The organism is Rhizobium sp. BK418 (genome assembly GCF_004341105.1).
In the GTDB taxonomy this organism is placed as follows: domain Bacteria; phylum Pseudomonadota; class Alphaproteobacteria; order Rhizobiales; family Rhizobiaceae; genus Rhizobium.
This window is the reverse complement of sequence record NZ_SLZK01000002.1, coordinates 364792-387073: the sequence shown is the minus strand read 5'-3', so window position 1 is coordinate 387073 and position 22282 is coordinate 364792. Positions and strand designations below refer to the sequence as shown.

At 59.9% G+C, this 22282-nt stretch carries 23 protein-coding genes and 1 pseudogene; 13 read left to right on the top strand and 11 right to left on the bottom strand.

Annotation, left to right across the window (positions count from 1 at the left end; genetic code table 11):
- The first annotated feature begins 67 nt into the window (after nucleotides 1-67).
- The 4 genes from EV281_RS07915 to EV281_RS07900 are packed head-to-tail and all read left to right on the top strand — an operon-like array spanning nucleotide 68 to nucleotide 4512.
- Nucleotides 68-1507 carry an FAD-linked oxidase C-terminal domain-containing protein gene (locus EV281_RS07915; protein ID WP_132652544.1) on the top strand — a complete coding sequence of 480 codons (1440 nt, stop codon included), beginning with the start codon at nucleotides 68-70 and terminating at the stop codon, nucleotides 1505-1507.
- A complete protein-coding gene (locus EV281_RS07910) occupies nucleotides 1504-2709 on the top strand; it encodes an FAD-binding protein (protein WP_132652542.1) in 1206 nt (401 codons plus the stop codon). Before EV281_RS07915 ends, EV281_RS07910 begins: the two co-directional genes overlap by 4 nt.
- 1 nt (nucleotide 2710) lies before the next feature.
- Entirely contained in the window at nucleotides 2711-4021 is a 1311-nt protein-coding gene (gene glcF / locus EV281_RS07905) for a glycolate oxidase subunit GlcF (RefSeq protein WP_132652541.1), read from the top strand.
- A 50-nt stretch (nucleotides 4022-4071) separates the two neighbouring features.
- Nucleotides 4072-4512 (top strand): hypothetical protein, encoded by a 441-nt coding sequence (locus tag EV281_RS07900; protein ID WP_132652539.1) that lies wholly within the window; start codon nucleotides 4072-4074, stop codon nucleotides 4510-4512.
- Between the two features lie 73 nt (nucleotides 4513-4585).
- Here EV281_RS07900 and EV281_RS07895 read toward each other — a convergent pair whose 3' ends face one another.
- The 3 genes from EV281_RS07895 to EV281_RS07885 all read right to left on the bottom strand — a co-directional run bounded on the left by EV281_RS07895 (nucleotide 4586) and on the right by EV281_RS07885 (nucleotide 6947).
- The gene (locus EV281_RS07895) at nucleotides 4586-5266 is read right to left on the bottom strand and encodes an outer membrane beta-barrel protein (protein WP_132652537.1); all 681 of its coding nucleotides are present in this window, start codon (nucleotides 5264-5266) and stop codon (nucleotides 4586-4588) included.
- 119 nt (nucleotides 5267-5385) lie between these two features.
- Nucleotides 5386-6057: a L,D-transpeptidase gene (locus tag EV281_RS07890; RefSeq protein WP_132652536.1), complete on the bottom strand. Its 672-nt coding sequence runs from the start codon at nucleotides 6055-6057 to the stop codon at nucleotides 5386-5388.
- A 137-nt stretch (nucleotides 6058-6194) separates the two neighbouring features.
- Nucleotides 6195-6947, bottom strand: coding sequence for a L,D-transpeptidase (locus EV281_RS07885; RefSeq protein WP_132652534.1), 753 nt, complete (start codon nucleotides 6945-6947; stop codon nucleotides 6195-6197).
- A gap of 210 nt (nucleotides 6948-7157) precedes the next feature.
- Here EV281_RS07885 and EV281_RS07880 point away from each other — a divergent pair, with 210 nt between their 5' ends.
- The gene (locus EV281_RS07880) at nucleotides 7158-7787 is read left to right on the top strand and encodes a DNA-3-methyladenine glycosylase I (protein ID WP_132652532.1); all 630 of its coding nucleotides are present in this window, start codon (nucleotides 7158-7160) and stop codon (nucleotides 7785-7787) included.
- Nucleotides 7784-8260, top strand: a complete 477-nt coding sequence (locus EV281_RS07875; RefSeq protein WP_132652531.1) for a hypothetical protein — start codon at nucleotides 7784-7786, stop codon at nucleotides 8258-8260. The genes EV281_RS07880 and EV281_RS07875 overlap by 4 nt, the downstream gene beginning before the upstream one ends.
- A gap of 6 nt (nucleotides 8261-8266) precedes the next feature.
- Here EV281_RS07875 and EV281_RS07870 read toward each other — a convergent pair whose 3' ends face one another.
- The gene (locus EV281_RS07870; protein ID WP_132652529.1) at nucleotides 8267-8971 is read right to left on the bottom strand and encodes an HAD family hydrolase; all 705 of its coding nucleotides are present in this window, start codon (nucleotides 8969-8971) and stop codon (nucleotides 8267-8269) included.
- 241 nt (nucleotides 8972-9212) lie between these two features.
- On the opposite strand from EV281_RS07870, the pseudogene EV281_RS07865 reads away from it, so the two are divergent.
- Nucleotides 9213-10261: pseudogene (locus EV281_RS07865) on the top strand (aldo/keto reductase).
- A gap of 46 nt (nucleotides 10262-10307) precedes the next feature.
- On the opposite strand, the gene EV281_RS07860 reads toward EV281_RS07865, so the two are convergent.
- The 3 genes from EV281_RS07860 to EV281_RS07850 form a co-directional block, all read right to left on the bottom strand.
- Nucleotides 10308-10667, bottom strand: coding sequence for a DUF305 domain-containing protein (locus EV281_RS07860; protein ID WP_132652527.1), 360 nt, complete (start codon nucleotides 10665-10667; stop codon nucleotides 10308-10310).
- A 71-nt stretch (nucleotides 10668-10738) separates the two neighbouring features.
- The gene (locus EV281_RS07855) at nucleotides 10739-11089 is read right to left on the bottom strand and encodes a hypothetical protein (RefSeq protein WP_132652526.1); all 351 of its coding nucleotides are present in this window, start codon (nucleotides 11087-11089) and stop codon (nucleotides 10739-10741) included.
- Between the two features lie 40 nt (nucleotides 11090-11129).
- Nucleotides 11130-11888: a hypothetical protein gene (locus EV281_RS07850; RefSeq protein WP_132652524.1), complete on the bottom strand. Its 759-nt coding sequence runs from the start codon at nucleotides 11886-11888 to the stop codon at nucleotides 11130-11132.
- Nucleotides 11889-12023: 135 nt separating this feature from the next.
- Here EV281_RS07850 and hisS point away from each other — a divergent pair, with 135 nt between their 5' ends.
- Genes hisS through hisG form a run of 3 tightly spaced genes read left to right on the top strand, consistent with a single transcriptional unit; the run spans nucleotide 12024 to nucleotide 15351 of the window.
- Nucleotides 12024-13538, top strand: coding sequence for a histidine--tRNA ligase (hisS, locus tag EV281_RS07845; protein ID WP_132652522.1), 1515 nt, complete (start codon nucleotides 12024-12026; stop codon nucleotides 13536-13538).
- On the top strand, nucleotides 13538-14659 hold the full coding sequence (locus tag EV281_RS07840; protein WP_132652520.1) for an ATP phosphoribosyltransferase regulatory subunit: 1122 nt from the start codon (nucleotides 13538-13540) through the stop codon (nucleotides 14657-14659). The genes hisS and EV281_RS07840 overlap by 1 nt, the downstream gene beginning before the upstream one ends.
- Entirely contained in the window at nucleotides 14656-15351 is a 696-nt protein-coding gene (gene hisG, locus EV281_RS07835) for an ATP phosphoribosyltransferase (protein ID WP_132652518.1), read from the top strand. The genes EV281_RS07840 and hisG overlap by 4 nt, the downstream gene beginning before the upstream one ends.
- A gap of 71 nt (nucleotides 15352-15422) precedes the next feature.
- Here the strand turns inward: hisG and EV281_RS07830 are convergent, their stop codons facing one another.
- Nucleotides 15423-15872 (bottom strand): DoxX family protein, encoded by a 450-nt coding sequence (locus tag EV281_RS07830; RefSeq protein ID WP_132652516.1) that lies wholly within the window; start codon nucleotides 15870-15872, stop codon nucleotides 15423-15425.
- Nucleotides 15873-16076: 204 nt separating this feature from the next.
- Here EV281_RS07830 and EV281_RS07825 point away from each other — a divergent pair, with 204 nt between their 5' ends.
- Entirely contained in the window at nucleotides 16077-16787 is a 711-nt protein-coding gene (locus tag EV281_RS07825; RefSeq protein WP_132652514.1) for a glutathione binding-like protein, read from the top strand.
- Between the two features lie 68 nt (nucleotides 16788-16855).
- Here EV281_RS07825 and EV281_RS07820 read toward each other — a convergent pair whose 3' ends face one another.
- The 3 genes from EV281_RS07820 to groES form a co-directional block, all read right to left on the bottom strand.
- The gene (locus EV281_RS07820) at nucleotides 16856-17302 is read right to left on the bottom strand and encodes a hypothetical protein (RefSeq protein ID WP_132652512.1); all 447 of its coding nucleotides are present in this window, start codon (nucleotides 17300-17302) and stop codon (nucleotides 16856-16858) included.
- 771 nt (nucleotides 17303-18073) lie between these two features.
- Nucleotides 18074-19711: a chaperonin GroEL gene (gene groL / locus EV281_RS07815; protein ID WP_132652510.1), complete on the bottom strand. Its 1638-nt coding sequence runs from the start codon at nucleotides 19709-19711 to the stop codon at nucleotides 18074-18076.
- A gap of 56 nt (nucleotides 19712-19767) precedes the next feature.
- Nucleotides 19768-20064 carry a co-chaperone GroES gene (gene groES, locus EV281_RS07810; RefSeq protein WP_012706990.1) on the bottom strand — a complete coding sequence of 99 codons (297 nt, stop codon included), beginning with the start codon at nucleotides 20062-20064 and terminating at the stop codon, nucleotides 19768-19770.
- A gap of 355 nt (nucleotides 20065-20419) precedes the next feature.
- Here groES and EV281_RS07805 point away from each other — a divergent pair, with 355 nt between their 5' ends.
- Together EV281_RS07805 and EV281_RS07800 are read left to right on the top strand one after the other, a co-directional pair.
- Nucleotides 20420-21268, top strand: a complete 849-nt coding sequence (locus EV281_RS07805; protein ID WP_132652508.1) for a TIGR01459 family HAD-type hydrolase — start codon at nucleotides 20420-20422, stop codon at nucleotides 21266-21268.
- A 14-nt stretch (nucleotides 21269-21282) separates the two neighbouring features.
- The gene (locus EV281_RS07800; protein WP_132652506.1) at nucleotides 21283-22266 is read left to right on the top strand and encodes a bifunctional riboflavin kinase/FAD synthetase; all 984 of its coding nucleotides are present in this window, start codon (nucleotides 21283-21285) and stop codon (nucleotides 22264-22266) included.
- Nucleotides 22267-22282: the final 16 nt, after the last annotated feature.

The following is a 22282-nucleotide window of genomic DNA, read 5'->3' as shown; positions in this document are numbered from 1 at the left end:
GCCGAAAGAACCGGTGGCATGGAGGATTTGTCACCGGTTTCCGTCATGTTGGCCGAGGGAAAACGCCATGTCCGACGCCATTCCGTTTCTCGCTCCGCGCCCTGATGTTCTGGCGCGCCGCAAGGAAATCGTCGCCGATCTCGCCGATCTCCTGCCGCCGGAATGCCTGATCCACGAAGCACGCGAACTCGTGCCTTTCGAGACAGATGCTTTCGTTTCCTATCGCCGCCTGCCGCTGGCCGTCGCGCTGCCGCGCTCGACGGCGGAAGTGGCAGCCGTCATGAAATACTGTCATCGCTACGGCATTCCGGTCGTCCCCCGCGGCGCCGGCACGTCGCTTTCTGGCGGTGCGATTCCGCAGGAAGATGCTGTCGTGCTCGGCCTGTCGAAGATGAACCGCATTCTGGACATTGATTTTGCGAATCGCTGCGCGGTCGTTCAGGCTGGTGTGACCAATCTCAATATTTCTGAAGCCGTCTCTGCGGACGGTTTCTTCTACGCGCCGGATCCGAGTTCCCAGCTTGCCTGCACGATCGGCGGCAATATCGGCATGAACTCCGGCGGCGCACACTGTCTGAAATATGGAGTAACCACAAACAACTTGCTCGGCGTCAAGATGGTGCTGACCGACGGCACGGTGATCGAGCTCGGCGGCAAGGCGCTGGATGCGGCAGGTTATGATCTGCTCGGCCTCGTCTGCGGCCATGAGGGCCAGCTCGGCATCGTCACCGAAGCGACGGTGCGCCTGATCGCCAAGCCCGAGGGTGCACGCCCGGTGCTGTTCGGTTTCGAAAGCTCGGAAGAGGCTGGCCGCTGTGTGGCCGATGTGATCGCCGCCGGCATTATTCCTGTCGCCATCGAATTCATGGACAAGCCAGCAATCGAGATCTGTGAGGCCTTCGCCCACGCCGGCTACCCGCTCGATGTCGGCGCTCTCCTGATCGTCGAGGTCGAGGGATCGGACGCGGAAATGGACGACATGCTGAAAAGCATTGTCGAGATCGCCCGCAACCATGGTGTAAAGACGGTGCGCGAATGCCAGTCGGCGACCGAGGCGGCGCTGATCTGGAAAGGGCGCAAGTCCGCCTTCGGTGCCACCGGCCGTATTGCCGATTACATCTGCATGGACGGCACCGTGCCGCTGAGCCAGCTTTCCCATGTGCTGAAGCGAACGTCCGAGATCGTCGCGAGATATGGCCTGCGGGTCGCTAATGTCTTCCACGCCGGCGACGGCAACATGCACCCGCTGATCCTCTTCAATGCCAATGATCCGGAGGATGCGGCAAAGGCCGAGGCGGCCGGCAACGATATCCTGAAACTCTGCGTCGATGCCGGCGGCTGCCTGACAGGCGAGCATGGCGTCGGCATTGAAAAACGTGATCTGATGCGCCATCAATATTCCGAGGCCGATCTCGCCCAGCAGATGGCGGCACGCGCCGCTTTCGATCCGCAATGGCTATTGAATCCCTCCAAGGTCTTCCCGCTCGAAGGGCGTTCGGCTGCATGATTGATCTGATGCCGGCAAGCGAGGAGGAAGCCGCGGCGGTCATCCGTGCCCATGCACAAGAGGGCAGAGCTCTCGCCATCAGCGGCGGCGATACGCGCTCGGGTTTCGGCAACGCCGTCGAAGCGGAGGATCGGCTGCGTTCTATCAGCCTATCCGGCATTGTCGCTTATAATCCGGGCGAGATGGTCATGACCGCAAGGGCGGGCACACCGCTTGCCATGGTCGAGGCGGCGCTTGCCGAAAACGGCCAAATGCTGGCCTTCGAACCCATGGACCATCGCGCCGTGATGGGCACGTCCGGCGAGCCGACAATTGGCGGCGTCTTTGCCGCCAACGTCTCGGGTCCGCGCCGTTTCGTGGCGGGTGCTGCGCGCGACAGTCTGCTGGGCATCCGCTTCGTCAACGGCCACGGCGAGATCATCAAAGCTGGCGGCCGGGTGATGAAGAATGTCACCGGTCTCGATCTGGTGAAATTGCTTTCCGGTTCGCACGGCACACTGGGCTTCCTGACCGAGGTGACCTTCCGGGTGCCGCCGCGCGCCAAGACCGAAGAGACCGTCATTATCTCCGGTCTCAATGATGCCGAGGCGGCAAATGCGATGGCAGCGGCCATGGCGCTGCCGGTAGAGATTTCGGGTGCCGCGCACCTGCCCTTGACCGTGACCTGGAAATTTCTCGGCGGCAAGCTACCGGAGGGAGAGGCGACGGTGCTGCGTATCGAGGGCCTGCCGGGTTCGGTGGACTCACGCGCCGCAAAGCTTCTGTCGGCGATGAGGACGTTCGGTCAGGCCACGAAGCTCGATCACGCTGCCAGCCGGCTCCTCTGGCAGGAAATCCGCGATGTCGCGCCCTATGCCGACGGAACCGCGCGGCCTGTCTGGCGTGTCTCCGTGGCGCCTGGTATAGGCCATCAGCTCGTTGCGGCCCTGAGGCTCGAAGCCGGCGTGGATGCTTTCTATGATTGGCAGGGCGGTCTCGTCTGGATGCGCATGGAAGCCGACCCGGAGGCTGATCTCGTCCGCCGCTTTGTCAAGGCGCTCGGCGGCGGCCATGCGACGCTGATCCGCGCGCCTAGCGATGCGAGAGCGGCACTATCGGCCTTCCATCCCGAGCAGGAGGCGGTGGCATTGCTGTCGCGCCGCGTGAAAGAAAAGTTTGATCCGGCAGGGATCTTCAATCCCGGCAAGATGGCGAGACATTGAAATGCAGACCAACTTCACACTCGCCCAGCTTGCCGATCCGCATGTAGCGGAATCAGAGCAGATCCTGCGTAAATGCGTTCATTGCGGTTTTTGCACCGCCACCTGTCCGACCTATGTCACCCTCGGCAACGAACTCGACAGCCCGCGGGGGCGTATCTACCTCATCAAGGACATGCTGGAAAACGGTCGCGCGGCGGATACGCAAGTCGTTACCCATATCGACCGCTGTCTCTCCTGCCTTGCCTGCACCACGACCTGTCCCTCGGGTGTCGACTATATGCATCTGGTCGATCATGCCCGGGTTCACATTGAAAGGACCTATAAGCGGCCGTTCATGAACCGGCTGACCCGCGCCATCCTGGCGGCGGTATTGCCCTATCCCGGCCGCTTCCGGGCAGCACTGGTCCTTGCCGGCATCGGCCGTCCCTTTGCCGGCCTGATGCGCGGGGCGGCGCTGAAACCATTTGCCGCGATGCTGGCGCTTGCGCCGCACAGTATTCCGGCGCCATCGCCCTTTGCCCGGCCCGGCCGGTATGAGCCGCAGGCCGAACGTCGCGGGCGCGTGGCGATCCTGACCGGCTGTGCGCAACCCGTTCTCGATCCGGCCATCAACGAGGCGACCATCCGGCTGTTGACCCGCCTTGGCGTCGAGGTGGTCGTGCCAGAAGGAGAAACCTGCTGCGGCTCGTTGGTCCACCATATGGGGCGCGAGGAACAGGCGCTTGCTTCAGCCCGCGCCAATGTCGATGTCTGGACTCGCGAGATCGAGGCCGGCGGCCTCGACGCGATCATCATTACCGCATCAGGCTGCGGCACGACGATCAAGGATTACGGCCACATGCTGCGTCTTGACCCCGCTTACGCCGGCAAGGCGGCGCGGGTTTCGGCGCTTGCCAAGGACATTACCGAATATCTGGCAGGGCTCGAATTGCCTGCACACATGTCAAAGGGCATCACCGTCGCCTATCATTCCGCCTGCTCAATGCAGCACGGCCAGAAGATCACCATGGCGCCGAAGCACTTGCTGAAGGCGGCCGGTTTCACCGTTCGCGATCCGGCCGAGGGACATCTCTGCTGCGGCTCGGCCGGCACCTATAACATTATGCAGCCGGATATTTCCGCAGCCCTCAAGGCCCGCAAGATCAAGAATATCGAGGCGACCAAGGCCGATATCATCGCCACCGGTAATATTGGCTGCATTACCCAGATAGGGTCGGGCACCGCCACTCCGATCCTGCACACCGTCGAGCTTCTGGACTGGGCCTATGGGGGCGCTGTGCCTGAAAAATTAAGGGATTTGCCGCTAGCCTGAGACCACCGGTTCATTGGTGGATCGGCGGGGCGATCTCAGGAGCTTTGACTATGTGGCGCGGATTGATGGTGCTTGCCGTATTGCTCGGCGCGGCTGGTGCGGCGCACGCCGATGTCAGATATTTCTGTTCTACAGACGACAAGGATGTGCGCTTCACGCTCGAAAGCGCTTTCGAAGATGGAGGCGGCCATCAGCTGATCCATTTCCGTGGCGCGCTGATGCTCAAGGATACCGGCAAATCCAAGAATTTCGGCAAGCGGATCCTCGAATCGAAGGATCTGACGAACCGTTGGTCTCGCGATGGCGACCTGCGTCTGGAAGTCTTCGCGGCGGAAGGTGCTGACACCGAAAGCGAGTCTCTGGATCTCGCAGTTCTCGCCGGCCAGCATGGCAAGACGTCGCCGAATTTCGGCGGCACTTATGCCCTACGGATCGAGGGCAGTACCAGCTTCTTCGCCGTCGAAGGCAAGGTGAGCTGCGGTACCAAATAGCCCCGCAGCGCCATCTCTTTATTTCGCGCAATTCCAGATAAAAAACTGCGGCACATGCTGGAATTGCTCCAGATTACCAGTGGTAGGAAATACCGACATTGACGGCGTTGGTGACGATGTTCGTCTTCAGGCGGTCGCCGCTGTCGATCGGAACGTCGACACGCGAATAGGTGCCCTTGTATTCAACGAAGGTCGACCAGTTGTCGGTGATGCGGAAGTCGACACCGGCCTGCGCCTGAAAGGTCACGCCACCGAATTCGTAATCGAAGGTCGTGCCCTGGGGACGGGTGACTTCGACGTGCGGAATGTTTACACCGACACCGGCACCGAGATAGGGGGTCCAGCGGCGAGCCGGGTCCTTGAAGCGGTAGAGACCGTTGACCGTCAAGAGGTTTAGGCCGTCGGTGAATTCGAAATGCGTCCAGCCCGGCGTGCGTGCCATCGTTTCGTCGTCGGCATAGACCTTGTCATGGGTATAATCGAGCGACACGCCCCAGTTCGGCAGGTTGAAGTCGCCCAGCCACCAGGTGACGCGGCCGCCGTAGTAGGGTGGGCTGCCGAAGGATTTGCCTTCCCAGCCGGCGCTGAAGGAAGTGCCGTCGGAAACATCAACATGACTGTGCGGCGCCGTCTGATAGCCGCCGTAGATGGAAAACTCCAGATCTTCAGCAGAAGCGGTGCCAGCCACCGACGCAAGCGCGGAAAACGCAATGCTCGCCAGAAGCGAGGTGGAATGACGCAATGCAGATGCCATCGAATATCCCCGAAATGCCAAAAAGCTATTAGATCGATTTTCTCGCAGATTTCCGTGTCAAAATCTCAAAATAAAAAAGGCGCATCCAAATGCGCCTGCATTTTTTCGAAAAGTGTTGCTTAACCGCCAAACATGGTGCGCAGGATATCGATGCCCTTGTCCTGGAAGGCGACGTTGCCCTGTTTGTTGCCGGGGCCGACGACGATGACCTTGGTGCCGACGGAAACGCGGTTGTAAAGATGGGTCACGTCGTCATTCATCATGCGGATGCAGCCCGATGACATGTTGAGGCCGATCGTCCAGGGCTGGTTCGTGCCGTGAATGCGGAAGATCGTGTCGTGGCCGCCCTTATAAAGATACATGGCGCGCGCGCCGAGCGGATTGTCCGGGCCGCCGGGCTGAACGGCGGGAAGATTGTGGCCTTCGCGGGCCTCGCGGGCGCGCATCTCGGCCGGCGGCGTCCAGCTCGGCCATTCGGCCATGCGTCCGACCGTCACGACACCCGACCAGCCGAAGCCGTCGCGGCCGACGCCGATGCCGTAACGCGTGGCGCGGTTGTTGCCTTCCACCAGATAAAGAAACTTGTTGTTGGTGTCGACGATGATCGTGCCGGGCTTCTCGTTGGTGGTAAGGCGAACCACACGCTTGCGGAACTGCGGCTTGATCTCCCTCGTCTGCTTGACGCCGCGCACGGCATCGGTTGCCGTCATGACCGGTTCCGCGTTGACGGCCACAACCGTACAGGACAACGCAACGGCAGCCGCCGCCGCGAGCCTAAGAAATTGCTTCATTTTCGATACCCTCTCCTTCAGGACTGCGCAGAGGCTAGTCAAATCGGTTTGAATTTCAAGCCGGAGAGGCGGGAGATACGGTTTTTTGTAGTTCGGCGGGCGGCTGTTCCTGCCGCCCGCCGATCGTTGCTCGGCTTTTACATTACGATGACGCGGGTACCGACTTTGACCCGATCATAGAGATCGACCACGTCTTCGTTGCGCAGGCGGATGCAGCCGGAGGAGACGGCGCTGCCGATCGTCCAGGGTGCATTGGTACCGTGAATGCGGTAGAGCGTGGAACCGAGATACATGGCGCGCGCGCCGAGCGGATTTTCTGGGCCGCCGTCCATGCGAGCCGGAAGATAATGGCCTTTGGCGGCTTCGCGGCTGACCATCTCCGATGGCGGCGTCCAATCCGGCCACTCCGATTTACGTGTGATCGTGTGCGCGCCTGCCCACTCGAAACCGGGCTTGCCGACACCGACTCCATAACGACGCGCCTTGCCGCCGTCCATGACGAGATAGAGGAAGCGGTTATTGGTATCGATCACCACGGTGCCAGGCTTTTCCTTCGTGTCATAATTGACGATCTGCGGCAGGAACTGCGGTTCGATCTGTCCCCGGATCACGGGGATGCCCGCGCGGACGGCGGACACGGTCTGGGGTGCCGGCTGCGGCGCGCGCTGGGTGAAGGTGCGGCGCGGCTGGAAGAGGCCGCGCTGCTGCACGACGACCGGCCGCTGGTAGACGACGGGACGAACAGGACCGCCACCGAGCTGGTTGACCCAGGGGGCGGTAAGATCGGGGCTCAGCACGACAGGTGGGCGGCTGGCATAGCGGTCGTCTGCAAGGGCGGCCGTGGACAGAATGCCGAGCATGGCTGCGGCAAGAACAAGGGATTTCATCATCGGACGAACTCTCTACAAATGACCGAAAATGCACTGGCGGAATTGTCCGCCTGCGGTCATGCTGCCACCGCGTCCGCCAGCGAATGGTAAATGCGGATTCATGAAAAGGCGAAGGACCGAATAAACTTTTTGTCAGGGTTATCGTTCGGTTTGGAAAGAAGGTTTGCAAATGGTAAAGCCGGGTTCGCAGGCAGAAAATGAGAAGAAAATATGAGCGATACCGGCATCATCATCGGCGAGGACGGCAAGAGCCGGTGCCACTGGCATGCGAATCTGCCTGATTATCTGCGCTACCATGACGAAGAGTGGGGCAGACCGGTCACCGATGACATCAGGCTCTTCGAGAAGATCTGCCTTGAAGGGTTCCAGTCCGGTCTTTCCTGGCTGACGATCCTGCGCAAGCGCGAGAATTTCCGTGCCGCCTTCGCCGGTTTCGATTTCGAAAAAGTGGCATGTTTCGGCGATGAGGATATTGCCCGTTGCCTCGCCGATGCCGGCATCATCCGCCATCGCGGCAAGATCGTCTCGACGATCAACAATGCGCGGCGTGCGATCGATCTAAGGAATGAATTTGGCTCCCTCGCCCGTTATTTCTGGAGCTACGAACCACGTCCCGAGGATCGGCCAGATATCGTCGACCGGCAGCATCTCGTCGCCAATCCGACGACCGAAACGTCGGTCAGGATATCAAAGGATTTGAAGAAGCGCGGCTGGACCTTTGTCGGACCGACCACAGTTTACGCCTTCATGCAGGCAATGGGTCTCGTCAACGATCACCTCGAAGGCTGCTTCTGCCGCGCGGAAGTGGAGGCGATGCGCGCAGCATTGGTGCGTCCATGAAGTCGGTTATTATGCTTGCCGCAGCTCTTCTCCTGTCTGCTTCTGCAAGCCTCGCGCAGGCGCCGCAACTCGATCCGGGCGAAAAGCTCGAAAAGCTGCAGTTTCCGGCCGTTACCATGCAGCTGAAAGGCTGGACCAAGTTCGGCAACAGCCATGTTTATACGCTTCCCGTGCGCGCCGGCCAACATGTGAAGATCAGCTTCGAGACAAAAAGCAAATTCGCTTTTTTGGCGATCTTCGACCTGTCGAAGCCGGATGACGAGGCTTTTTTCGGCACCGATGAGGACGGCACGAGCTATGAGACGACAGTCAAGGAAAACGCCACCTGGCTGTTGCGCCCCTATTATTCCAAGGTCTCGCCGCGCCGCGGGCTGGGTGCGCCCTACAGTATCCTGATCGAACCGCTTGCCGCGGCGCCACAGCCAGCGCAGCCGACACCTCAACGGCCGTCGCTATTTCCGCAGCGGAAGTAACTCCATCTAGCCTAAGCTATCGATTAACCCGTGCAGTTCGCCAAGATGATCGATCTTGCGAAAGCGCGGCGCCTCTTTCGGTTCTTCGACCCGCTCCAATACCCATGTCAGCTTATGCGGCACGAAGACGCCGTAACTGCCGGCGGCAATGGCCGGCACGATATCGGACTTCAGCGAATTGCCGACCATCATCGCCCGCTCCGGCCCGTCGCCGACCTTGGAGAAGATGCGCCGATAGGTGACGGCCGTCTTGTCCGAAACGATCTCGACTGCATCGAAGAAATCGCCGAGCCCGGACTGGGCGAGTTTGCGCTCCTGGTCGAAGAGATCGCCCTTGGTGATCAGCACCAGCAGATATTTTCCAGCGAGCGCCTCCAGCGTGTCGCGCACATGCGGCAGGGTCTCCACCGGGTGGGACAGAAGATCGCGTCCGGTGTCAAGGATCTTGGCGATCACCTTCGACGGCACCTTGCCCTCGGTAATCTCGATCGCTGTCTCGATCATCGACAACGTGAAACCTTTGATGCCGAAACCGTAATGGGCGAGGTTGCGCTTCTCCGCCTCCAGAAGCCGTTCGGAAATCGTCGCTCCATCGGCGAAATCGGCAAGAAGCCTGATAAAATGCTCTTCCGTTAGCCGGTAATAATGTTCGTTCTGCCAAAGCGTATCGTCGGCATCGAAGCCGATCGTGGTCAATGGTCGGGTGCTCATACACTCACCTCTAGAAATACGGCAGGCAATCTATTCCCGGCCTGTGTCGAGACAAGGGCGTTGCGGCATCTCTGAACGAGGCCGTGTTCCGTTGAAAAACGCGGGTCGGCGACCTACATCAAATTTGCCTCATCTTGCAGCCAGCCCCGGCTGTGCCTGTCACGCGCAGGCCAATAATCAAAAAATAGAGTTCAGCAGTCCGCAAGCACCTATTGCGGCAGACACAAGGGAATTTCTCGACATGCGTTACAATCAACTCGGAAATACCGGACTTTTCGTATCTGAAATCTGCCTTGGCACCATGACTTTCGGTGAAGCCAAGGAAGGTACTCCTTGGGGTGCCATCGCCGATGTCGATCAGAAGGCGGCCGATGAGATCGTCCAGCGCTCGCTGGAAGCTGGCGTCAATTTCATCGACACCGCTGACGTCTATTCCTTCGGTGAATCCGAACGTCTGCTCGGTCAGGCGCTGAAGAACCTCAACGTGCCGCGCAAAGATGTCGTCATTGCCACCAAGGTCTATGGCGTCATGGGCGACAAGCCGAATGACCGCGGCGCCTCCCGCGGCCACATCATGGATTCCGTCGAAGCCAGCCTGAAGCGCCTGCAGACGGATCATATCGACCTCTATCAGATCCATGCCACCGACCCGGTCACGCCGATCGACGAGACGCTGCGTGCACTCGACGATCTCGTCTCCCGCGGGCTTGTGCGTTACGTCGGCGTTTCCAACTGGCAGGCCTGGCGCATCGCCAAGGCACTCGGCATTTCCGAGCGCAAGGACTATGCCCGCTTTGAAACTGTGCAGGCCTATTATTCGATTGCCGGCCGCGACCTCGAACGCGATATCGTGCCGCTGCTGCAAGAAGAAAAGCTCGGCCTTATGGTGTGGTCGCCGCTCGCTGGCGGCCTGCTCTCCGGCAAGTATGGTCCGGGCGCACCGGGCAACGGCGAAGGCCGCCGCGCCAATTTCGACTTCCCGCCAGTTGACAAGGACCGTGCCTGGGCCTGCGTTGCCGTCATGCGCGAGATTGCCGAAAGCACGGTGTTAGCGTCGCGACCGTGGCGCTGGCCTATATTCTTGCAAAGCCTTTCGTGACGACTGTCATCATCGGCGCCAAGCGTGTCGATCAGCTCGACCAGAACCTTGCCGCCGTTAAGCTGAAGCTCGACGCCGACGAGATCAAGCGCCTCGATGACGTCAGCGCACTTGCCCCCGAATATCCGGGCTGGATGCTTTCCCGCCAGGCAGCCGGTCGCCGCCCCGCCGATTTCGAGCCTAAGTCCTGATCGAGCAAAGGGCCGCTGTCTGACAGCGGCCCCACATTCCGCTGGTTTATTTGGCGTGCGCCTTCAGCCAGGCATTCATCTCTTCGATTTCAGCCTCCTGCGCCTTGATGACGCCCTCCGCAAGTTTGCGGATTTCAGGATCCTTTCCGTATTGCAGCTCGATCTTCGCCATGTCGATCGCGCCCTGATGGTGAGGGATCATGCTGCGGACGAAATCCACATCGGTATCGCCGCTCAATTCGATCATCATATCCTTGTGCATCCTGTCATTGGCCTCGGTGAAGGCATGGCTGGATGGGCTGTGATCGCCCATGGGCTTGGACATGTCCATCGTCGGCATGTCCTCGGCAAAGGCAGGCGCAGCAAAGGCGATCAGGGCTGAAAGGGTGACGATTTTCAAAGACATGAGAGTTCCTTCCTCTGTCTTACAGTAGGTTAACGCAGCAGTCGATGACTGCCGTTCTGCGAAAGGGATCGTCAGATGACGCGGGGAGGCGGCGCCTGCGGTGCGGGCCTGTTTTCCCGGAGTGCCCGGTCAGGGGCCGGAGAAGGGTAGGCGAAAACGTGCTTGCCGCCATCGGCGATCGGAACGTCCGCCGGAAGCACCATGCAGGCATTGCAAAGCGGCATATGGGCAACACCGGTCGAGCAGGGGTCCTTTGCCGCGTCGCCTTTGGATGCCACGTCGGCCATGTGGTGATGTGCAGTGCTGGCTTCGGCCCCGATTGCCATATTCATCGATGCGCAGGTCGGACATCCTGCCCACGCCGACATGGTGCTATAGACCAGCCAGCTGAAAAACATCGTGACGAGAGCCAAAGCGCGCATACGAAAGACATAGGCGCATGCGGGTGAAAAGCCAAGTCTCTCACCAGCTGGCGATTACGTTGTGGACGATCTGATAGTCGCGACTTTCCTCGCCGAGTGGCGCCACCGGCCAATCCCAGCCGGCCTTTGCCGTGGGCGGCACAATGCCGTGCAGCAGATCCGCCTCCTCGTGCACTTTGCCGGTGCGGTCGATGACGGCGTAGGAAATATCCGTCAGCAGGCAGGTACGGCAGGGCAGGTCTGCCAATCCTTGAAGATGTGTCGAGATCAGTGTTCCAACGGTGTCGGCCGGCATCCCGGATGAAGCTTCAGCTTCGAATTGCCGTTTTACCCCACGCCCGATCTGCGAAAGCAGGTTGGCGGACACGACGAAATCGAGATAGGGCACGCTACGCAGGAAGCCGAGCGGCTCGGGATCTCGACCTGCCTTGACATCATCAGAGCCGGAAAGATCGCGTTCAATCAGCCGGACGTTCCGATAGGCCTTGGCCTTAAGCCACAGGCGCACCGATGCCAGATGTACGAGATCGACCAGAACGACCGTATCGAAGGTTTTCGCGAGCTCCCCAATCGGCACATCCCGGAGTAATCCCGAGCCAAGCACGACAGCAGTCCGACGCTGCGAAAGATCGCTCATGGCTGTGCGGATGGCATTCTTGCAGTTTGCCTCATGGGCCGCCCAAGCCCGGCTGCAACGGCCGGCGCGCGACCAGAGATTGACCGAATAGCGCACGAAGTGGCGGTGAGCGCTGCCCGTAAGTGCTGCTGTGGCGAGATACTGAAGCGCTTCCGCGATCATGGTGATATCCTGATGACAGGTCCTTTCCGCATCGATCAATCGATTCCGGTCGCCATATCAAGGCCCTTGCCCTTGCCGCTAACCGCCCAATCCGCTAGGAAACCGCCACTGTCACATATGTGGAAATCCCCCGAAATGAACGACAAGCAGAAGAAACCGCAAAAGCTCAAAGCCCGCCTTCCGCGCGGCTTTGTCGACCGCTCCGCAGCCGATCTCCGCGCCGTCAACGAAATGACCGCGAAGATCCGCGAGGTCTACGAGCATTATGGTTTCGATCCGGTCGAAACGCCGCTGCTTGAATATACCGATGCGCTCGGCAAGTTCCTGCCGGACAGCGACCGCCCGAACGAGGGCGTCTTCTCGCTGCAGGACGATGACGAGCAGTGGATGTCCCTGCGCTACGATCTGACGGCGCCGCTTGCCCGTCATGTCGCGGAGAATTTCAACGAGATCCAGCTGCCTTACCGCACCTATCGCGCCGGCTATGTTTTCCGCAACGAAAAACCCGGCCCGGGCCGCTTCCGCCAGTTCATGCAGTTCGATGCCGATACCGTCGGTGCGCCGGGCGTCCAAGCTGATGCGGAAATGTGCATGATGATGGCCGATACGCTGGAAGCCCTCGGCATCAAGCGCGGCGACTATGTGATCCGCGTCAACAACCGCAAGGTTCTGGACGGAGTACTGGAAGCGATCGGCCTCGGCGGTGATGACAAGGCCGGTCAGCGCCTCAATGTGCTGCGCGCCATCGACAAGCTCGACAAGTTCGGCCCGGAAGGCGTCGCCCTCCTGCTCGGCCCTGGCCGCAAGGATGAATCCGGCGACTTCACCAAGGGTGCCGGCCTCGACAGCGATCAGATCGAGAAGGTTCTCTTCTTCGTCGGCATCAAGAATTATGCCGAAAGCGCCGTCCAATTGGCCGAGCTGGTCGCCGGCACCGAGAAGGGCGTCGAAGGCGTCGAGGAGCTGAATTTCATCGGCGCGCTCGTCACCAGCGCCGGTTATCAGTCTGACCGCATTAAGATCGATCCCTCCGTCGTGCGCGGCCTCGAATATTATACGGGCCCGGTCTATGAGGCCGAACTGCTTTTCGACGTCACCAATGAAAAGGGCGAGAAGGTCGTCTTCGGCTCCGTCGGCGGCGGCGGTCGTTATGATGGTCTCGTTTCTCGGTTCATGGGCCAGCCCGTTCCGGCAACCGGTTTTTCCATCGGCGTCTCTCGCCTGATGACGGCGCTGAAGAACCTCGGCAAGCTCGGCCAGCAGGACATCATCGAGCCAGTTCTCGTCACCGTCATGGATGGCGATGTCGGGGCTATGGGTCGCTACCAGCGTTTCACGCAGCAGCTTCGCGCCGCCGGCATCCGCGCCGAAATGTTCCAAGGCAACTGGAAGAAGTTCGGCAATCAGCTGAAATATGCCGACCGCCGCGGCTGCCCGATCGCCATCATCCAGGGCGGCGACGAGCGCGCGCAAGGCGTCATCCAAATCAAGGACCTGATCGAGGGCAAACGCCTCTCCGGCGAGATCGAGGACAACACGACCTGGCGCGAGGCGCGCGTGGCGCAGGAAACTGTCGCGGAGGCCGATCTCGTCGCCAAGGTGAAGGAAATCCTTGCCGCCCAGGCGGAGGACCGGAAGAGGGCGGGCTGATGGCCCTCATCAACCTTCCAGACTTCACCAGTGAGCTTCTTGACGAATTTTCTGCCCGCAAGGCCGAACGCATCGACACGCCGGTCATTCAGCCGGCCGAACCATTTCTGGATATCGCCGGCGAAGATCTTCGCCGGCGTATCTTCATGACGGAAAGCGAGACCGGCGCCAGCCTCTGCCTGCGCCCGGAATTCACTATTCCCGTTTGTCTGCGCCATATCGAGAGCGCGACCGGCACACCGAAGCGCTACTCGTACCTCGGTGAGGTCTTTCGTCAGCGCCGTGACGGCAGCAACGAATTCTATCAGGCCGGCATTGAGGACCTTGGTGATATCAATCTCGCCAGTGCCGATGCCCGTGCGATCGGCGATGCAGTCGGTATCCTCGCCCGCCTGCTGCCCGGTCGGCAGCTCTCTGTCACGATCGGCGATCAGGCCGTGTTCGAGGCCGTCGTGCAGGCGCTTGGCTTGCCGCTCGGCTGGCAGAAGCGGCTGATCCACGCCTTCGGTAATATGATCCAGCTCGAGAGCTTGCTTGCGCGCCTCGTCAGCCCGCAGTTCGTGACCGGCCTCGATGACAAGGTGGCCTCCCTGGTTGGCCAGGACGATGAAACGCCACTGATTGCCTATATCGACGAGACGATGCAGGCGACCGGCTATTCCACCAATGCCAGCCGCTCGCCCCAGGAGATCGCCCGTCGCCTCAAGGAAAAGCTCGTTCTGTCGGAGACCCGGCTGGATGACGTTGCATTCCAAGTGCTTGAGCAGTTCCTGTCGCTCAACGTGCCGCTCGTCAACGCATCCGCCGCGCTATCGCATTTCGCCGATGCGGCCGGGCTGAAGCTCGGCAACGCGCTGGCGCGCTTCGATGGCCGTGTCGCAGCACTTGCCAATGCCGGCGTCGATCTCTCGCTTATCGAATATCGCGCTGCCTTCGGCCGCCCGCTCGACTACTATACCGGTCTCGTCTTTGAGGTGATGGTGGAAGGATCCGCCGCGGTCCTCGCCGGTGGCGGTCGTTTCGACAAGCTGATGACCTTCCTCGGCGCCAAGGACCGGATTCCTGCCGTTGGCTTCTCCCTCTGGCTGGACCGTATCGAAACCGAAAGGGCAGCTGCATGACGATCACCATTGCGCTTCCTTCCAAGGGCCGCATGAAGGACGACTGCTCAGCGATCTTCGAGCGCGCTGGCCTGAAAATCTATGCCGTCGGCAATGACCGCTCCTATCGTGGCCGCGTCGAAGGCTGGGACGATGTGGACATTGCCTTCCTCTCGGCCTCGGAGATTTCCCGCGAGCTCGGTAATGGCTCGATCGATTTCGGCGTGACCGGCGAAGACCTTGTGCGCGAGGGTCTGGCGGAAGCCGACAAGCGTGTCGAATTCTGCGCCCGGCTCGGCTTCGGCCATGCCGATGTCGTCGTCGCCGTGCCGGAAATCTGGCTAGATGTCGATACCATGGTTGATCTCGTTGACGTCGCAGCCGATTTCCGCGCCCGTCATGGCCGGCGCCTGGCAATCGCCACGAAATACTGGCGCCTGACCCAGCAGTTCTTCTCCAGCCAGCACGGCATCCAGCTCTATCGCATCGTTGAGAGCCTCGGCGCCACCGAAGGTGCACCTGCCTCGGGCTCTGCCGATATCATCGTCGATATCACCTCGACCGGCTCGACGTTGCGTGCCAATCACCTGAAGGTGCTTTCGGATGGCGTCATCCTGCGCTCGGAAGCTTGTCTGGTGCGTGCCCGCAAGGATGCCCATGCCGATACGCCGACGGCGGCGGCGATTGTCGAGGCCGTGCGCTCGGTTCTCTGAGATTGAATTTCGGGCAAAGAAAAACCCGCCGTCTTTCGATGGCGGGTTTGGTGTGCTTGGGAGGATATCGATTAGCGGGCAGCGACGGTCTGCAGGCCGCGGCGAGCGTCGACCGAGTAGGCGCCTGCGCCGTTGGTGGCGAGCATGATGTAAGCGCCGGCAAGCGTGATGTTCTTCAGGAAGTTCACGAAGTTCAGGCCGTTGATCCAGCCGTTGGCAGCAGCCGGGAAGTCAGGAACGTTGACGGTCGGCAGATGGAAGACGATGCCGGTAAATACACAGAAGGCAGCGATCAGCCAGCCCGTGTAGCGGACCTGATAGCCGATGAGTACTGAAGCGCCCATGATGAGTTCGAAGATGCCGGCAAGGTAGGTCAACGCGGTGGAGGCTGGGAGGCCGGCGCCGGCGATCATGCCTGCGGTAGCTGAGGGATCGGTGACCTTGCCGAAGCCGGCAAAGAGGAACATGAAGGACAGGAGGATGCGGGCGAGAAGGATGAGGACGTTGTTCGTGTTCGACATGGACGTTGCTCCGTTGAATGGCGTTGGAGGTCTTGATGCCCCGGCACCGTGTTGGACCTCGAATGCCTCCTATTTCGCCTTTTTCCGGCGTCAGGGAAAGATAAACAGTAGCGGACAGTTTGTTCACCAATAAGAAACGATAGGGCGGCTTGCGTTGGAGTGTGGGCGTCTCATATGGTCGCCGCCTCACCCAAGGAGAAACCAATGGCAGATCTTTCCGCGTTTCCAATCACCAGCCGCTGGCCGGCGAAGAACCCCGATATTATCCAGCTGTATTCCCTGCAGACGCCGAACGGAGTGAAGATCTCGGTGGCGCTGGAGGAACTCGCGCTGCCCTATGAGCCGCACTATGTGTCTTTTGCGACCACCGATCAGAAGACGCCAGAATTCGTCTCGCTGAACCCGAACGGCCGCATCCCGGCCATCATCGATCCCAACGGCCCCGACGGAAAGCCGATCGGCCTTTTTGAGTCGGGCGCCATTCTGCTCTATCTCGCTGAGAAGACCGGCAAGCTCATCCCGGCGGATGCAGCGGGCCGTTACGAAACCATCCAGTGGGTCTTTTTCCAGATGGCCGGCATCGGCCCGATGTTCGGCCAGTTCGGCCATTTTCACAAATTCGCTGCCGACAAGGTCGCCAACAATTCCTACCCGGTGGAGCGTTATCGCGACGAAGCCAAGCGACTGCTCGGCGTGCTGGAGAGCCGCCTGCAGGGCCGCCAGTGGATCATGGGCGACCAGTACACGATCGCTGACATCACCACCTTCCCGTGGATCCGTGGCGCCGACATCTTTTATGGCGGTCGCGAGATGCTGGAATATGCGAAGTTTCCAGCCGTTATGGATTGGTTGCAGCGCTGCATCGCCCGCCCGGCGAGCGAGAAGGGGCTTAACATTCCGGTTAAGCCGGACTGATGGTCTTTGCATTGAAACGAAAAAGGCCGATATAACAACCGGCCTTTTTCTGGCGCACCTTGCGCAAATTACTGGCGGCTGACGAGCTGGTTAGCGCCTTCCAGCTTGAAGCGCGGGAATATGAAGACGCCGACCATGCTGCCGCTGTACTTTTCTTCCAGACCGTTGGATTCACCCATGCAGAAGAGGGGCTGGCGCAGACCGTTCGGCATGATGATGGTCGTTGAAAAACAGAAAGAGGAGGAAAGCGTCGCCGCCTGTTCGAAGAGCTGCAGAACGTGGTTGCGATCTCTTGCATCATAGCAGCGCACTAGGCTCAACAGGCCGCATTCCTGCGCCGAGAGGCCGTGCAGCATTGCGCTCCACTCTCCGAGCCTGATGGCTCCAGTCGAAAAATCTCCGATCCAGCTTTCAGAGACGGAAAACTGCGCCAACATATCGTGATTATGATGATTGTAATCCAGCGAGCCGGGCATCAAAGGCGCGGCAGCATTGGCTTTGGCGATCTTAAACAAGGCGTTCCCCAGTTCGGGTGCGGCTCCCCGCCGCGCTCGGCAAACAAAGAAACAGGATCATGTAGCGCCAGGCATCATGCCCGTGCTTGTACCTTATGGGAACAACCTACTCGCTCGGCACCAATGGCGGCCGCCGACTTCCCGCAAGTTTACTCTCATATGTTAGCGGAGACCTTCGATAGCCCGAATGTTCACGCATTGGCCTTTGGCGCGTTCCGGTCTCGTCTGGGGCGAGTGTTCGTCCGGGCCCAACGTCAATTGCAGCGCGGATTTATAGGAGCTTTTGCGCAAACGGCAACGGCTTTTTCGGGGGCGTTAGGCTGGCGTTATGACTGGGACTTTGAGTGAATTTGTACGCGATCAAGTAATCTCGTGAGCAAAATTCTCATTTCTGTGTCGTGTAAACGGTTTCACTCGCACCACAGCAGGCAGTTTTCGTAGATTAGGCGGCTCGGAGACCGGATTTCCTTAAGTTGGGAAAATACACGATACGCAAGCCTCGCGAAAGTTTCAGTCCAGAAGCGGCATGTAGTGACCTGATTAAATGCTTAAGCAAGGCAGCATTTTCGAATCGTTGAATAGAAGAGAGCGGAATAAAGAAAAGGGCGGTCCGAAGACCGCCCTCCATAGACCGAACCAGTTGGTTCAGATGTAAGACGACTCTAGCGTCTTACATCATGTCCATACCGCCTGTTCAGCGCGCTTGACGCGCTGAACCACTTTAGATGATGGGCGGTTTTATGAACTATGCTGTAAGACGCCTCCGGCGTCTTACATCATGTCCATACCGCCCATGCCGCCCATGCCGCCCGGCATTGCCGGAGCGTCCTTCTTCGGCAGCTCGGCGATCATGGCTTCCGTGGTGATCAGCAGCGAAGCAACCGAAGCTGCGTTCTGCAGAGCCGTACGGACAACCTTGACCGGGTCGACGATGCCCATGGAGATCATGTCGCCAAATTCAGACGTCTGGGCGTTGTAGCCGTAGTTGTCTTCGTTCTTGTCGAGGATCTTGCCGACAACGATCGAAGCTTCATCACCAGCGTTTTCAGCGATCTGGCGAACCAGAGCCTGGAGAGCGCGGCGAACGATGTTGATGCCGGCTTCCTGGTCGTCGTTTTCGCCCTTAGCGGTGATCTTCGTGGAAGAACGCAGCAGCGCGACGCCGCCGCCCGGGACGATGCCTTCCTGAACAGCAGCGCGCGTCGCGTTGAGAGCGTCGTCGATGCGGTCCTTCTTCTCCTTAACCTCGACTTCCGTCGAACCGCCGACGCGGATGACGGCAACGCCGCCAGCGAGCTTGGCAAGACGTTCCTGCAGCTTTTCGCGGTCATAGTCGGAAGTGGTTTCTTCGATCTGGGCCTTGATCTGAGCAACACGGCCTTCGATGTCGGACTTGGCGCCAGCGCCGTCGACGATCGTGGTGTTTTCCTTGGAGATCGAGACCTTCTTGGTGCGGCCGAGCATGTCGAGGGTGACAGACTCGAGCTTGATGCCGAGGTCTTCGGAGATGACCGTGCCGCCCGTCAGGATGGCGATGTCTTCGAGCATGGCCTTGCGGCGGTCGCCGAAGCCCGGAGCCTTGACGGCAGCAATCTTGAGGCCGCCGCGCAGCTTGTTGACGACGAGGGTCGCAAGAGCTTCGCCTTCGACGTCTTCAGCGATGATGAGGAGCGGCTTGCCGGTCTGAACGACAGCTTCGAGAACCGGGAGCATGGACTGCAGGTTCGAGAGCTTCTTTTCGTGCAGGAGGATGAAGGCATCTTCGAGGTCAGCAACCATCTTTTCCGGGTTGGTGACGAAGTACGGGCTCAGGTAGCCGCGGTCGAACTGCATGCCTTCGACGACTTCGAGTTCGGTTTCGGCGGTCTTGGCTTCTTCGACGGTGATGACGCCTTCGTTGCCGACCTTCTGCATGGCTTCAGCAATGTCGAGACCGACCTGCTTTTCGCCGTTTGCGGAGATCGTGCCGACCTGGGCAACTTCTTCCGACGTGTTAATCTTCTTGGCCTTGGCCTGGAGATCCTTGACGACTTCAGCAACAGCGAGGTCGATACCGCGCTTCAGGTCCATCGGGTTCATGCCGGCAGCAACCGCCTTTGCGCCTTCGCGAACGATGGCCTGTGCAAGAACCGTTGCAGTCGTGGTGCCGTCGCCGGCGACGTCGTTGGTCTTCGAAGCAACTTCGCGGACCATCTGCGCGCCCATGTTTTCGAACTTGTCTTCGAGTTCGATTTCCTTGGCGACCGAAACACCGTCCTTGGTAATGCGCGGAGCGCCGAAGGACTTGTCGATAACGACGTTACGGCCCTTCGGACCGAGAGTGACCTTCACTGCGTCAGCGAGGATATCGACGCCGCGCAGCATCTTTTCGCGCGCGCCGCGGCCGAATTTTACTTCTTTAGCTGCCATTTTGAGAACTCCTGAAAAGGGGTGTCAGCGATTACAGGTGAAAGACAACCGGCTGATCAGCCGATGATGCCCATGATGTCGGCTTCCTTCATGATGAGAAGGTCTTCGCCGTTGATCTTGACTTCGGTGCCGGACCACTTGCCGAACAGAACGCGGTCGCCAGCCTTCACGTCCAGCGGAACGACCTTGCCGGACTCGTCACGAGCGCCGGAACCGACAGCGACGATTTCGCCTTCCTGCGGCTTTTCCTTAGCGGTATCCGGGATGATGATGCCGCCCTTGGTCTTCTCTTCGGATTCAACGCGACGGACGACGACGCGATCGTGAAGCGGGCGGAAATTGGTGCTTGCCATTGTCTAATCCCTCGATCAAATGACATTCGCGGACCGGGTGGCCCACATGGAGAATGTTAGCACTCAACTCCCGTGAGTGCTAGCGCCGTGCATTTAGGGATGGCTCCGGAAGGAGTCAAGAAGAGCCTTCACGGATTTTTATGCCGGAATTGTGGAGACGGGCGGGATTCGTCAATATGGTTACCGAGCCCCAGGCCGCGTCCGGCTTTTTTATAAGCCTTGGCGGGACGGTATAGGTTCGATCCTATCGTGCTCACTATCCTTCGTCAGGCATCTTCCGATGCAGAAAATGCCTTGCCATTAAAGTCCGCCTTTGCAATGTCACCGGTGACCGAAAGCGAAGCAGGAAAGCGGAATGGCAAAGCGGATTGCGAACTTCTCCGAGATCACCGATCGATATGACGCGGTGCTCTGCGATGTCTGGGGCGTCGTGCATAACGGCGTCGATCCGTTTCCCAAGGCCGGCGAGGCGCTGCAGGCCGCCCGTGCCGCCGGCTTGGCCGTCGTTCTGATTACCAATTCACCCCGCGTCTCCTGGCAGGTCGTCGAGCAGTTGCGCCAGATCGGCGTGCCCGACGGCGCCTATGACCGCATCGTCACCTCCGGTGATGTGACCCGGGCGCTGATCGCCGAAGGTCCGCGCGAGGTTTTCCTGCTCGGCCCCGAACGCGACAGTCCAATCCTCGAAGGCCTCGATATCGAGCGCGCCGCCGCCGGCGAAGCTACCTCCGTCGTCTGTACTGGTTTCTTCGACGACGAGACACAGAAGCCCGAGGATTACAGGGACATGCTGCTGGATTTCAAATCCCGTGGCGTGCCGATGATCTGCGCCAATCCCGATCTCGTCGTCGAGCGCGGCCACCGCATCATTCCCTGCGCCGGCGCCATGGCCGCCTATTATGAGCAGCTCGGCGGCTCCACCCGTATTGCCGGCAAACCGCACCGGCCGATCTATGAGGCAACGCTTGCCGCAGCCCGTGAAGTGCGCGGCGACTTCCCTATTGACCGCGTGCTGGCGATCGGCGACGGCATGCCGACGGACGTTCGCGGCGCCTTGAATTATGGCCTCGATCTTCTCTACATCAGCGGTGGCATCCACGCGAAGGAATATACGTTGAACGGCGAGACAGACGAGGCGATCCTGCACGCCTATCTCGAACGGGAAAAAGCCGCACCCAAGTGGTGGATGCCGCGCCTCGCATAAGAGAAATGAAGCCGATGACCGTATTTCACCGCAATGAAACCCGCGATCCGCTACCCGAGCATCTGAAGGGCGGCGTCATCGCCATCGGCAATTTCGACGGCGTTCACCGCGGTCACCAATCCGTGCTGAACCGAGCGCTCGATATAGCACGAGAGCGTCGCATTCCCGCCCTCGTGCTGACCTTCGAGCCGCATCCGCGTACCGTCTTCAAGCCGGATGCGCCGGTCTTTCGTCTGACGCCCGCCCCCTTCAAGGCGCGCATCCTGGAGGAAATGGGCTTCAACGCCGTCATCGAATATCCCTTCGATTACGACTTTTCGCAGCGTTCGGCGGAAGATTTCATTCATTCCATCCTGAAGGACTGGCTCGGAGCCTCCCAGGTGGTGACCGGCTTCGATTTCCATTTCGGCCGCGGCCGCGAGGGCGGGCCGGCCTTCCTGATGGATGCCGGCAACAGATATGGCTTCGGCGTCACCCTGATCGACGCCTTCCGCGACGAGAATACCGATGTCGTCTCCTCGAGCCATGTCCGGGCGCTGCTGAAGGAAGGCGACGTCTCTGCCGTCGCCGCCATGCTCGGTTATCATTATACGGTGCAGTCGAAGGTGATTGGCGGTGAAAAGCTTGGCCGCCAGCTCGGTTTTCCGACTGCCAATATGCAGCTGCCGCCGGAGGTGGATCTTGCGGCGGGCATCTATGCCGTTCGCTTCCGCCTCGAAAACGGCAAGCTTTATGATGCGGTGGCAAGCTACGGCCGCCGCCCGACGGTGACGGAAAACGGCGCGCCGCTGCTAGAAACCTATCTCTTTGATTTCAGCGGCGATCTCTATGGCCAGACCTGTTCGGTCTCCTTCTTCGGCTATCTGCGTCCGGAACTGAAATTTGACGGGCTTGATCCGCTCGTCGCGCAGATGAAGCGCGACGAGGAAGAGGCGAGGGCTCTGCTTTCGGGTGTGAGGCCACTTGGCGAACTCGACCGGAAGCTCTGTTTCGACTGAACAATTCCAGCAAAGT